Genomic DNA, 11,768 nt, shown 5'->3' with positions numbered 1-11,768 from the left:
CCCTCCTCCACACCCCCCGACCCGAGCCCCCCGCCAACCCCGCACCCTCCCACGCCTGACACACCATGCCCGAATCCAACCGCCCCATCCTCATCGCCACCCGCGGCAGCGCCCTCGCCCTCGCCCAGGCCCATGCCGTCCTGAACCAGTGCCGAGAAACCTTCCCCAAACTCCGGTTCGAACTCAAAATCATCAAAACCACCGGCGACAAACTCCAAACCGCCTCCCTCGCCCGGTCCGGCCGCTCCCTCCCCAAGGGACTCTTCACCAAGGAGCTCGAAGTCGCACTCCTCAAAGGTCGCGCCGACATGGCCGTCCACAGCCTCAAAGACCTCCCCACCGAACTGCCACCCGGACTCCAACTCGGCGCCGTCACACGCAGGGCCGACGTCCGTGACGTCCTCATCTACCGCAGCGCCGACCACTTCGCCAGCCTCCCACGCCAGAGCCACCCCACCGAATGGACCCCCGGCCAGGCCGCACTCCGCGGTTTCACACCCCACACCTCACTCCTCAACCTCCCGCCCGGCACCGTCATCGCCACCAGTAGCACCCGACGTCAGGCCCAAATCCAGGCCCTCCGACCCGACCTCCAATTCACCGAACTGCGCGGCAACGTCCCCACACGCCTCGAAAAACTCGCCACCCGCAACTCCTTCGACGCCACCATCCTCGCACTGGCCGGCTTGTCCCGACTCAACTTCCAAATCACCCCCGAGGGCCGACTCATCGGCGACGCCGTCCCCGACGGACTCCTCGCCACCATCCTCCCCCTCGACCTCATGCTCCCCTGCGTCGGCCAGGGCGCCATCGGCATCGAAATCCGCGCCGACGACGAACGCCTCCAGGCCATCTGCGCACGCCTCAACCACTACCACACACACCAGGCCGTCACCGCCGAACGCGCCTTCCTCCGCGCCATGGGCGGCGGTTGCCAAAGCCCCGTCGCCGCCTGCGCCGAGGTCGTCGACAACCATCTCCGGCTCCGCGCCGTCTCCTTCCTCCACGGCGTCCGCCGGGCCGAAGCCACCGGACCCATCCACGACCCCGTCGCCCTCGGCGAAACCGTCGCCGCCCAACTCAAAGCCACCCCCTGACGCCGCGTCAACCGCTAGACCCGAACCCACCCCGCCCCTCACCCGGCCGATACAACGTGCCCGACCGCCACCGACCCTCCCGACGACTCCGCACCAACACCAGCCCCAAACCCTCAAAAGCCGATCGGACCCGCTCAAATTCCCGCGCCAAAATCCCCGCCACCACCAAATACCCGCCCGACCCCAGCCGCCCGCACAACCGTTCCCCGGCCGCCAACAACACCGGCGCCGTCACATTCGCACAAATCACCTCGTACCGCCGGCCCCCCACCGGCAACTCCAACAAATCCACCCGCCGCACCCGCACCACATCACCCACCCCGTTGCTCTGAGCATTCTCCCGGGCCCGCTCCACCGCCACCGCGTCATAATCCAGCGCATCCACCGGACCATACCCCAGCTTCGCCGCCGCCACAGCCAGAATCCCCGAACCCGTCCCCGCATCCAACAAACCCTGCCGCCGTTCCGCCACCCGCAGCCGCGCCAGCTCCTCCAAACAATACCGTGTCGTCGGATGATGGCCCGTCCCAAAACTCAGCCCCGGATCCAGCACCACCTCCACCTGCCCCTCCTCCAACACCGCCCGACACCAACTGGGTCGAATCACCAGCGGCCCCACCTGCAACACACCAAAATGCAACTTCCAACTCTCTGCCCAATCCTCACGCGCCAGCCTCCGGCCCCGCACCGCCAGCCGGGGCCCGCCCGATCCCCCCAACCCCAGCTCCCGCATCGCACTCCGCAACCGCGCACACCGCTCCCTCCACTCCCTCGCATCCGGCCTCTCCTCCAAATACGCCACCACCCGCGCACGCCCCGCCCCGGGCCGATACTCCACCACCGGACTCACCTCCCACACCTCCGCCACCTGATCCGCCACCGCCTCGGCCCATCCCCGCGGACAACTCACCCGTACCTCCCACAAATCGTCCCGCCCGGATCGCTTCATCGCCTCCTCCGCCCCTCCACCTCACACCTGCATCACCCCCAGCTCCCGTAACGACACATAATCCCGGGACCGACCCGACGTCGCCCGCCCGACAATCACATGATCCAGCACATCAATCCGCAACACCTGACCCGCCCGCACCAGGTCGCGTGTCACCCGCACGTCCGCCTCCGACGGCGTCGGGTCCCCGCTCGGATGATTGTGAATCAGCACCACCGCAGCCGCCTTCGCCGCCACGGCCGGCCGAAACACCTCGCGCGGATGCACCAAAATCGTGTCCAGCGTCCCCTGCGAAATCCGCTCCAACTTGATCAACCGATGCCGCGTGTTCAACAAGGCCACCCAAAACGTCTCCACCGTGCACAACCGCGCCTGTTCCCGCACAAGATCCGCCACCGCCTCCGGATGATTCAAAAGCGGCGACTCCTCCACCCGCTCCTCCACCAGACGCCGCGCCAGAGCAAACGCCCCGGCCAACGTCACCGCCTTGTCCCGTCCCACACCCTTCACCTCCCGCAGCTCCTCCACCGTCGCCTGCGCCAACCCGTGCAACGAACCAAATCGCCGCAACAACTCGTGCCCCACCTCCACCGCATTGGCCCCCCGATGGCCCGTTCGCAACAAAATCGCCAGCAGCTCCGCCGTCGTCAGCGCGTCCGCCCCGCGCTGCAACAGCCGCTCCCGCGGCCGTTCCGCCGGCGGCTGATCCTTCAAGCGCAAATGTCCCGATCCCACGGCCCCGTCTTTTAATCCGCTCGCCCCCCACCCGCACGCCCAAAAAGACCCCACCCGCCATCCCCGCCCTCCCCTCCAAACCCACCAGACCGCCCCGGCCCGGCCCCGCCCGGATCCGGCATCGGCAACCGCAACTCCGACAACACCTCCGACACGGTCCGAAAATGCAGCTTCGTCACCTCCACACACACGCCGGCACCATGCTTCTGCACCAATTGCCGCAACGCCTCCCGCGCCTCCGCCCCGGCCCCCCGCGGCAACCGCACCCCCCACCGCTGGCTCAACCGCGCCAACCGGTCCAAAAAAGCCTCCCGCGCCAGCAACGACGCCGCCGCCACCGCCGGATCCGACTCCGCTCGATGCCGCTGCACCAGCTCCAACGTCCGGCCCCGCTCCATCAACGCACGCGCCACCACCCGCGGATCCGCCGCAAACTGATCGCTGATCACCCGGACTGGAAACGGATTCAACCGATCCCCCCGCGCCAGCAAATTCTCCAACGCCCGCGCATGACCCCACGCCAACAACCGGTTCACATTCCCCATCGCCCGCCAACACCGGTTGTACGCCGCGTTCCCGATCACCACCACCTCCCACACACAACCGGGTGTGGACCGCACCTGCCGCGCCAACTCCCGCACCGCCGCATCACTCCCCACACGCTTGCTGTCCCGAATCCCGCTCCCCTGCCACGAACGCACCACCGACTCGTTCACATACACCGCCGCCACACACAACGGACCAAACAAATCGCCCTTGCCCGACTCGTCGATCCCCACCCGCGCCAGCTTCAACTCCGGCTCCAACTCCAGCTCATACCCCAGCCGCGCCTCCTTCAAAATCTCCGGTTCCAAAACAAACTGCACAAAATCCCGCGTCCCCCGCCCCTGCACCACCGCCTTCCCACTCCGATAACACACCACGCTCACATCCTCCCCAAACGCCCCGAACCGCGCATGCGGCACCTCCCGCATCTCAAACCCGTGCTCCCGACACCACCGCTCCAACTCCCGGGCCTGCTCCTCGGTCAACTCCACCGTGTAATGATTCAACGTCGCGCCCACGCTGGCGCAACCTAGTCGTTCTCCCTACCTTGCGGCAAGCCTATGACCGACATCAGCGTCACTTGGACACCCAACCAGGTCCGCACCCTCGTACAGCGCCTCCTGCGCTGGTTCTCCCAACACGCCCGCAACCTGCCCTGGCGCCACACCCGCGACCCCTACGCCCTATGGATCGCCGAGGTCATGCTCCAACAAACCCGCGTCAACACCGTCATCCCCTACTGGCAACACTGGATCCAAACCATCCCCGACATCCCCACCCTCGCCCGCACCCGCCAGGACCAACTCCGGAAACTCTGGGCCGGCCTCGGCTACTACCGCCGCCTCGAAAACCTCCACCGGGCCGCAAAGCTCATCCTCAAACATCACCACGGCCGGTTCCCGGATCGTTACGAAGACATCCTCGCCCTCCCCGGCATCGGCCGCTACACCGCCGGCGCCATCGCCAGTACCGCCTTCAACCTCCCCACCCCCGTCGTCGACGGCAACGTCGCCCGCGTCCTCAGCCGGCTCACCGGCCGCCCACTCCGCGCCCCATCCGCCGCCGCATGGTCTCTCGCCACCCAACTGGTCCAACAGGCAGCCCGACACAAACCCATCCCCCTCCAACCACTCGCACCACCGGGTCGGCCCCGCTCCGCCCCCCTCTGCCCGCCGTGCTCCGCCCTCAACCAGTCCCTCATGGAACTCGGAGCGACCGTCTGTCTCCCCGCGGTTCCACGCTGCCACGACTGTCCCCTCCAAACCCTCTGCACCTACCGCCACTCCTCCCAACCCGACCCCGCTCCCACCCGCAACCACATCCCCACCACCCCGCGACACCTCCGCGTCTACCTCGTGCGCCACAACGGCCGCTGGCTCCTCCACCAACGCCCCGCCAACCAGGTCAACGCAGGATTCTGGGAACTCCCCGCCACCGAAACCAACCACGTCCAACCCCACTCCGGCCATTTCTTCACCAACCTGGACCCATGGTTCGAACCCCTCCCGGACCAGCCCGGGCTCCGACTCACCCACCACATCACCCGACACCGTTACCTCGTCGAAGCCCGCTTCGCCCGCCTCAAACAACCCTGGCCCGGGGGCCGATGGCTCACCCCGCGCCAGATCCAAAACCGGCCCCTGACACGTCTCACCCAAAAAATCCTCCACCACCTTGGCGTCCTGCCCGCCAACCCAAACGCCCCCCTCGCTCCCCTGCAGCCCAACAAAAAGAACCTGTGTTTGCCGCGCCACACTGCTTAAATGACCGCACCATGACGATCATCACGGATGAACGTTGCACCGGTTACCACGCCCCGGGTCACCCGGAGCGGCCCCAGCGCATTTCCGCCACCAAAGCACGCCTCCGGCAACAAACCGATCTCCCCCTCCAATGGACCCAACCGGGCGAGATCACCGACCAGGACCTCCTCCGCGCCCACTCCGCCGCCCACCTCCAGCGCCTCGAAGAACCCCGTGACTTCGACATGGACACCGCATGGCTGCCCGAGATCCACCTCCACGCCCGCCGCTCCGCAGCCGCCGCCCTCACCGCCCTCCAACTCGCCCTCGCCGGCCAGCCCGCCTTCAGCCTCATGCGCCCTCCCGGTCACCACGCCACCCGCGACCGCGCCATGGGCTTCTGCTATCTCAACAACGCCGCCATCGCCGCACTCGCCGCCCGCGCCCGGGGCGTCCAACGCGTCGCCGTCTTCGACTTCGACGTCCACCACGGCAACGGTACCGAGGACATCCTCCTCGACCAGCCCGGCACCCTCTTCGTCTCCGTCCACCAGCATCCCGCCTATCCCGGCACCGGCACCAGCCACCGCGGATCCAACTGCCGCAACTACCCCGTCCCACCTGCCACCCCCGCCACCGAATACCGCGCCCACCTCCAACACGCCCTCGCCGACCTTGAAACATTCCAACCCGATCTGCTCATCGTCTCCGCCGGGTTTGACGCCTACATCCGCGACCCCCTCGCCCGCCAGATGCTCGAAATCGAGGATTTCCACTGGCTCGGCGCACAAATCCGAAGCCTCGGCCGCCCCACCCTCACCCTGCTCGAGGGCGGCTACAGCCGTGACCTGCCCGAACTCATCTTCGCCTACCTCAAGGGCATCTCCGGTTACTAAGGTGTGCTGTTTTTGATTCTGGACAAGCCTGGAAAATTGCGGGAGAGGCTGGAGATCATTGAGCTGTCGTTGTTCGAAAAATCAAAAACAATCGAACACTTGTGGTTGATTCTCCACACACTTGGGCTTGGATGAGGATCGCTGATGGAAGAATGGCTGTGGGATGGTAGGAGCGGTGCGGCAGGTTGGGAGTGTGTGAAACAGACAAGGCATTTACACTGCCCACCGGCAACGCACAGATCGCAAAGTGTAAGGATATCCGACAACTAGGGAGGCCGCGCATGAGGTCCTCAGCCTGTGCGTGGTGATGACGAGGCATGCTAGGTCGAGGATGGCTGGTTGGCGGGGAACCGGTGTACATGAGCCAAGCGGGGAGGTGCCGGTGCGAAGGCGGCACCGTGGCGGCGCGTAGGTCGTGCATAAGAGAGGCGGCATGATAGGAGCATGATACCGGGACGGCCGGCTTCCGACACGCCACCAAGGCTGCCGACCGGGTGCAATGCCACGGGCGTGATGGACCTGAGCGGGCACAGAAGCGACGCCTTGCAGCGATGTCACTCATGATGGCGGCGGGCTGGCCGGGCGATGGTGGATGTGGTAGCGCCGATCCATGGGCTTGGACACGGAGGACTGTCTGCGTCACGCTTGGCCGGGATGGGCAGACAGGATTAATTCGCCCGGCCCGGGTGTGGGCTAGATGAGGCCCAGGGCGGTGCGGATGGCGCGTTCGATGTGGGGTCCAAACATGAGCTCGGCGATGCGCGTCAGACGCCAGGCTCCTGCGGACTCTGCGATGGGCAGGAACGGTCTTGCGGGCAATGTGGCGCCGGGATGCGTATAGGCGCGGCGTTGCACGGTTTTGCCTGTGCGTGTGATGTACGATGTCGCTGGCACTGTATGGGGAGGGATGGTGGCGCCGGTCTGGTGATGGATGGCATAGGGTGCTTCCGTGGTGACCGCGGCCCAGCCGGCACCCGTTTTGACGCGGTAGGAATGAGCCAACCGCCCGGTGCGGATGAGGAGGGCGGCGGCTATGGCGGAGTGGCGGTCGGGGTTTGGGCGGGGAATGAGCGCCCCGGGAAGGGTTATCCGTGGCCTGGACCATGCCCATGATGGCCGTGGCGGCGGATGCGGTGACGCGGGACTCAAGGCCGGCCCTTACTGCGGCCTTGAGCAGACCCGTGTCTGAGATGATCTGGTAGATCTTCAGTTGCATCGATGATCCTCTCCCAGTCGTCGACGGCTAGATCGCCGAGCAGCTCGTGGATCCTGCGATTGATCCACGCCGGATCGGGCGGGGTTGGGCTGTCGGCCATGGCCAGGAGTTCGAGCCAAAGCGGGAGGAGCTGTGGCCGGCCAATGTGCGCCGGATGGGCAAGCAGACCAATGTCCCATGAGCGCTCATGGGCCAGTACGAATACTTTGTGCTCGATATCCTCCCAATCGAAGGTGTTCATGGTAATCCAACGCGGCTGCGCCACCAGGCGGTGATGGTGGGGAAAAGCTGCGCGAACAGTGTGTCGCCAGTGACGTAGGCGGCTGTGGTGTGTGCTATGGCCTCGTGTGGTGCGGATGTCCGCTGGGAGCGCCAGTATGCGGGCTCATGCCCGGCGCCCTGACGTCCGCCAGTGCGGGCGGCCATCATGTCCGTGTACATCATGACGCGCTTTTGTAAGGGCATGGTCAGCCCGGTCCAAGGTGAGCCGTACAGCGCGTGCGCAATGCCAATGCCCCACTGCTTTTCCGTAAACCATGAGCGCCAACCGCGTGCATGATTGTCGAGCCAGGCTTGGAAGCGTGGGAGGTCGGCTCTCATGGCATCATTGATTTCCTCCAATGCGGAGGCATGGCTCTTGGCCCACTGGAACAACCATGCGTGGCCGAGTTCATGGGCGATCATCCCCAATGCACCGTACCAGCTGGCGCTGGAGCGTGCAATGTGGATTTCGTTGGAGATGGTGGCGTAACCTGTCCCACGGTGAGGACGATGCGGGCGGCCACATCGAGTATCGAAGCGATTTCGCGGTAATGTGAGGCGCGCTCGGGATCGAGGCCCGCCCGAATGGCTTCAGCGGCAGCGGCTTCCTGACGGGCTGGGGCGCGGGCGGCTCGCCCTAAACCCCGCCTGACAGCGCACCCTCACCCCCACCCCGGCCCACCCACTAAAACCCCCACGCCCACCGGTCCGTCCCCGGCTCCGCACCGCCCGCCTGACCCCGGCCCAAAACCCGCCAGCCCCACAGCCTCGGCCAACCCAACGTTTTCCTTCCCAAAACCCCCGGCATCACCTACACTGCCGGGCGAACCGGTAAAACCTCAACCATGCCATGAAGCCCACAACCTACCGCTTCTGCTTCGGCCCTTGGAACATCAGCGAAGGCCAGGACCCCTACGGCCCGCCCGTGCGGTCACCCAAACCCTTCGACTGGAAACTCGACGCCCTCAAACGCCTCGGCTTCGACGCCATGATGTTCCACGACGACGACGCCGTGCCCGACATCGACAACAAGTCCGACGCCCAGATTCGCAAGGAAGCCCGCGAACTCCGACGCAAACTCGCCGACGCCGGCGTCGCCGCTGAAATGGTCGCTCCACGGCTCTGGTTCGACCCGCGTACCATCGACGGCGCCTTCACCAGTAACGACCCCAAATGCCGTGCCTACGCCATCCAGCGGTCCCTCCGTTGCATCGACCTGGCCCACGAACTCGGCACCAACCTCGTCGTCCTCTGGCTCGCCCGCGAAGGCACCTACCTCCGCGAATCCAAGAACGCACGCCGCTGCATCGACCACCTCGTCGAAGCCCTCAACCGCATGCTCGAACATCACCCCAAAATCCGCATCGCCATCGAACCCAAACCCAACGAGCCCATGGACCAGGCCTACATCCCCACCATCGGCCACGCCATCGCCCTGGCCCATCTCACCTGCGACCCCGCACGCGTCGGCTGCCTCATGGAAACCGCCCACGCCATCCTCGCCGGACTCGATCCCGCCGACGAAATCGACTTCGCCTGCGCCTTCGGCAAACTCTGGTCCATCCACCTCAACGACCAAAACGGTCTCAAATTCGACCAAGACAAACCCTTCGGCAGCGTCAACCTCCGCCTCGCCTTCAACCAGGTCCGCGCCCTCGAACGCAACCACTACGGGCGCAAAGGCGAGTTCGTCTGCTTCGACGTCCACCCCTTCCGACCCACCCGCGAGGAACACTGGCTCGCCCACCTCGAAAACAGCCGGCGCACCTTCCTCCTCCTCGTCGAAAAAGCCCGCACCTTCGACGAAGCCCGGGCCCGCACCCTCATCCGGGAACGCAACTACGCCGCCCTCGACCAGATGGTCATCGAACACCTCCTCGGCGCCTGAACCGTACCCACGCCACCCATCATCCCACCGCCCCGGGCGCGTCCACGGCCCTCCCCGCCACGGTCGGTCGCCCCTCACCTTTGCCGCTGACCCGCCCCGCCCGACCCGGCCTTCCAATCCTCACCCGGTCACACCTCCAGCTCCGGAAACCGCTCCCGAATCTGCCGTCGCAACCGGAGCTCATCCTCCGGCATGTACCGCCGCCGCGGAACCATCCGCCGAACCGCATCCAACAACGCCAGCCAATCCTCCAGCGGCGGGTCCTCCACCCGCTCCCACCGTTCATACCTGCGCGATCGCTGAAAAAACCGCCATTCACCCCCCACCAACTGCGCGTACACCTGTACCTTCGTCCCGTCCGGCAACTTGCGCTTCCAACTGATCTCGGCCTTCGCCATGGTCCACAATCACCTTTCCCCGGGCACACTCCCCACACAGGGGACGCCCCGGCTCAAACCGGATCCACCACACCCGCCCCGGACTCCGGCAACTCCACCGCCGCCACCGCCATCGCCGCAATCCCCTCCTGCCGCCCCACAAACCCCAACCCCTCGTTCGTCGTCGCTTTGACGCCCACCTGAGCCGACGTCAAACCCAGCGCCGCCGCAATCCTCTCCCGCATCAGCTCCACATGCGGCGCCAGCTTCGGCCGCTGCGCCAGCACCGTCGCATCCACATTCAAAATCCGGCCCCCGCGCAGTCGCACCTGCCGCGCCGCCTCCTCCAGAAACACCCGGCTCGGCGCCCCTTTCCATCGCGGGTCCGTGTTCGGAAAAAACTGACCAATGTCCCCGGCCCCCACCGCCCCCAACACCGCATCGCAAATCGCATGCATCAGCACATCCGCATCCGAATGCCCCTCCAACCCGTGCGTATGCGGAATCTCCACGCCGCCCAACACCAGCCGACGCCCCTCCACCAACGCATGCACATCATACCCAATGCCGACCCGCACCATGCCCCGCAGTATAATCGCACGCCCCACCGCCACAACCGCGCAAATCCCAAAGCCACTCACCCCACCTCCACGGTTCTCCCCACACCCCCGAACCACTCCCCACACACCACCCCCACCGCGCGCAAAAGGGATTGAATCCCAACTGCCACCACCACAACCTAACCCCCGCCAAACAACGGTCGTTCCAACGGGCAACGTGCAACGTATGAGCATCCTGAACCTGAAACCGGCCGAACAGTGCAAATACGACCTCGTCGCCCTCGGCGAAATCATGTTGCGCCTCGACCCCGGTGAGGGCCGCATCCGCACCACCCGGTGGTTCCGTGTCTGGGAGGGCGGCGGCGAATACAACGTCGCACGCGGCCTCCGCCGTTGTTTCGGCATGCGCACCGCCGTCTGCACCGCCTTCGTGGACAATGAAGTCGGACGCCTCCTCGAAGACTGCGTCCTCCAGGGCGGCGTCAGCACCGAGTTCATCCTCTGGCGCCCCTTCGACGGCGTCGGCCGCACCGCCCGAAACGGGCTCAACTTCACCGAACGCGGCTTCGGCGTGCGCGCCGCCCTCGGCGTATCCGACCGCGGCCACTCCGCCGCCAGCCAGCTCAAACCCGGCGACTTCGACTGGGACCACATCTTCGGCCGGCTCGGCGTCCGCTGGTTCCACACCGGCGGCATCTTCGCCGGCCTCAGCGAATCCACCGCCGCCCTCGCCCTCGAAGCCGTCCAAAAAGCCCGACAACACGGCGTCATCGTCAGTTACGACCTCAACTACCGCCCCAGCCTATGGAAAGCCGTCGGCGGCCAGGCCCGCGCCCGCGAGGTCAACCGCCAAATCGCACGCCACGTCGACGTCATGCTCGGTAACGAGGAGGACTTCACCGCCTGCCTCGGCCTCGAGGTCGAAGGTGCCGACCCCAACCTCCTTCAACTCAACGTCTCCGCCTTCCAGCGCATGATCGAACGCGCCGTCCGCGAATACCCCAACTTCAAAGCCGTCGCCACCACCCTCCGCGCCGCCAAAACCGCAACCCGCAACGACTGGGGCGCCATCGCCTGGGTCAACGGCCGCTTCTACCAAAGCCGGCATTACCCCGACCTCGAAATCCTCGACCGCGTCGGCGGCGGCGACAGCTTCGCCTCCGGATTCATCTACGGCCTCATGACCGGAGCCGACCCCCAACGCGCCGTCGAATACGGCGCCGCCCACGGTGCCCTCGCCATGACCACCCCGGGCGACACCTCCATGGCCACCCTCGCCGAGGTCGAAAAACTCATGGCAGGCGCAAGCGCCCGCGTCGAACGCTGACCCGCCCCATCAACCCCGGCCGCAACCCAACCGACCACCGACCCAACCACCGGATAGACCCCACACCCCCGGGCCCGGGGTCCGAATTCCTCCCCGCCCCCACCCCAAACCTTAGCCATCGCCTGAGGTATTGCACCGGCGGGTGAAGATTTTTTTGGGTTCGGCGTTGAATAT

The 11,768-nt window shown here is 66.1% G+C and carries 13 protein-coding genes; 5 read left to right on the top strand and 8 right to left on the bottom strand.

Annotated elements, in window-relative coordinates:
* Positions 1 to 65 precede the first annotated feature (65 nt).
* A complete protein-coding gene (gene hemC, locus G4L39_RS06835) occupies positions 66 to 1,097 on the top strand; it encodes a hydroxymethylbilane synthase (protein ID WP_165106936.1) in 1,032 nt (343 codons plus the stop codon).
* Between the two features lie 7 nt (positions 1,098 to 1,104).
* On the opposite strand, the gene G4L39_RS06830 is transcribed toward hemC, so the two are convergent.
* Genes G4L39_RS06830 through rnhC form a run of 3 tightly spaced genes read right to left on the bottom strand, consistent with a single transcriptional unit; the run spans position 1,105 to position 3,845 of the window.
* The gene (locus G4L39_RS06830) at positions 1,105 to 2,046 is read right to left on the bottom strand and encodes a 50S ribosomal protein L11 methyltransferase (RefSeq protein ID WP_165106934.1); all 942 of its coding nucleotides are present in this window, start codon (positions 2,044 to 2,046) and stop codon (positions 1,105 to 1,107) included.
* 21 nt (positions 2,047 to 2,067) lie between these two features.
* Positions 2,068 to 2,781: a RadC family protein gene (radC, locus tag G4L39_RS06825; protein WP_165106933.1), complete on the bottom strand. Its 714-nt coding sequence runs from the start codon at positions 2,779 to 2,781 to the stop codon at positions 2,068 to 2,070.
* An 11-nt stretch (positions 2,782 to 2,792) separates the two neighbouring features.
* A complete protein-coding gene (rnhC, locus tag G4L39_RS06820) occupies positions 2,793 to 3,845 on the bottom strand; it encodes a ribonuclease HIII (RefSeq protein WP_165106931.1) in 1,053 nt (350 codons plus the stop codon).
* Between the two features lie 42 nt (positions 3,846 to 3,887).
* Between rnhC and G4L39_RS06815 the strand changes: the two genes are divergently transcribed.
* Complete coding sequence (locus tag G4L39_RS06815) at positions 3,888 to 5,090, top strand: A/G-specific adenine glycosylase (protein WP_165106930.1); 1,203 nt, start codon at positions 3,888 to 3,890, stop codon at positions 5,088 to 5,090.
* Between the two features lie 11 nt (positions 5,091 to 5,101).
* Positions 5,102 to 5,965 (top strand): histone deacetylase family protein, encoded by an 864-nt coding sequence (locus G4L39_RS06810; RefSeq protein WP_165106928.1) that lies wholly within the window; start codon positions 5,102 to 5,104, stop codon positions 5,963 to 5,965.
* 693 nt (positions 5,966 to 6,658) lie between these two features.
* Here G4L39_RS06810 and G4L39_RS06805 read toward each other — a convergent pair.
* From G4L39_RS06805 to G4L39_RS06795, 3 genes are all read right to left on the bottom strand, one after another.
* Positions 6,659 to 6,859, bottom strand: coding sequence for a hypothetical protein (locus G4L39_RS06805; protein ID WP_240893849.1), 201 nt, complete (start codon positions 6,857 to 6,859; stop codon positions 6,659 to 6,661).
* Positions 6,860 to 7,110: 251 nt separating this feature from the next.
* The gene (locus tag G4L39_RS06800) at positions 7,111 to 7,422 is read right to left on the bottom strand and encodes a hypothetical protein (RefSeq protein ID WP_165106926.1); all 312 of its coding nucleotides are present in this window, start codon (positions 7,420 to 7,422) and stop codon (positions 7,111 to 7,113) included.
* Positions 7,419 to 7,865 carry a hypothetical protein gene (locus tag G4L39_RS06795; protein WP_165106924.1) on the bottom strand — a complete coding sequence of 149 codons (447 nt, stop codon included), beginning with the start codon at positions 7,863 to 7,865 and terminating at the stop codon, positions 7,419 to 7,421. The genes G4L39_RS06800 and G4L39_RS06795 overlap by 4 nt, the downstream gene beginning before the upstream one ends.
* A gap of 427 nt (positions 7,866 to 8,292) precedes the next feature.
* Here G4L39_RS06795 and G4L39_RS06790 point away from each other — a divergent pair, with 427 nt between their 5' ends.
* Positions 8,293 to 9,330, top strand: a complete 1,038-nt coding sequence (locus G4L39_RS06790) for a TIM barrel protein (protein ID WP_165106923.1) — start codon at positions 8,293 to 8,295, stop codon at positions 9,328 to 9,330.
* 128 nt (positions 9,331 to 9,458) lie between these two features.
* Here G4L39_RS06790 and G4L39_RS06785 read toward each other — a convergent pair whose 3' ends face one another.
* Positions 9,459 to 9,728, bottom strand: coding sequence for a hypothetical protein (locus tag G4L39_RS06785; RefSeq protein WP_165106922.1), 270 nt, complete (start codon positions 9,726 to 9,728; stop codon positions 9,459 to 9,461).
* 53 nt (positions 9,729 to 9,781) lie between these two features.
* Positions 9,782 to 10,288 carry a 2-C-methyl-D-erythritol 2,4-cyclodiphosphate synthase gene (ispF, locus tag G4L39_RS06780; protein WP_165106964.1) on the bottom strand — a complete coding sequence of 169 codons (507 nt, stop codon included), beginning with the start codon at positions 10,286 to 10,288 and terminating at the stop codon, positions 9,782 to 9,784.
* Between the two features lie 205 nt (positions 10,289 to 10,493).
* Here ispF and G4L39_RS06775 point away from each other — a divergent pair, with 205 nt between their 5' ends.
* Positions 10,494 to 11,594, top strand: coding sequence for a sugar kinase (locus tag G4L39_RS06775; RefSeq protein WP_165106921.1), 1,101 nt, complete (start codon positions 10,494 to 10,496; stop codon positions 11,592 to 11,594).
* Positions 11,595 to 11,768 lie beyond the last annotated feature (174 nt).

The sequence above is a fragment of the Limisphaera ngatamarikiensis genome (assembly GCF_011044775.1).
Classification (GTDB): Bacteria; Verrucomicrobiota; Verrucomicrobiia; order Limisphaerales; family Limisphaeraceae; genus Limisphaera; species Limisphaera ngatamarikiensis.
The sequence above is the reverse complement of the archived record's forward strand: the minus strand, read 5'-3'. Positions and strand labels throughout refer to the sequence as shown.

Coding starts and splice junctions, on each gene's coding strand:
- ispF (WP_165106964.1), bottom strand. CDS start 10,288: ATGGTGCGGGTCGGCATTGGGTATGATGTGCATGCGTTGGTGGAGGGG.
- G4L39_RS06810 (WP_165106928.1), top strand. CDS start 5,102: ATGACGATCATCACGGATGAACGTTGCACCGGTTACCACGCCCCGGGT.
- G4L39_RS06795 (WP_165106924.1), bottom strand. CDS start 7,865: ATGATCGCCCATGAACTCGGCCACGCATGGTTGTTCCAGTGGGCCAAG.
- G4L39_RS06800 (WP_165106926.1), bottom strand. CDS start 7,422: ATGAACACCTTCGATTGGGAGGATATCGAGCACAAAGTATTCGTACTG.
- hemC (WP_165106936.1), top strand. CDS start 66: ATGCCCGAATCCAACCGCCCCATCCTCATCGCCACCCGCGGCAGCGCC.
- G4L39_RS06775 (WP_165106921.1), top strand. CDS start 10,494: ATGAGCATCCTGAACCTGAAACCGGCCGAACAGTGCAAATACGACCTC.
- G4L39_RS06815 (WP_165106930.1), top strand. CDS start 3,888: ATGACCGACATCAGCGTCACTTGGACACCCAACCAGGTCCGCACCCTC.
- G4L39_RS06790 (WP_165106923.1), top strand. CDS start 8,293: ATGAAGCCCACAACCTACCGCTTCTGCTTCGGCCCTTGGAACATCAGC.
- G4L39_RS06830 (WP_165106934.1), bottom strand. CDS start 2,046: ATGAAGCGATCCGGGCGGGACGATTTGTGGGAGGTACGGGTGAGTTGT.
- G4L39_RS06785 (WP_165106922.1), bottom strand. CDS start 9,728: ATGGCGAAGGCCGAGATCAGTTGGAAGCGCAAGTTGCCGGACGGGACG.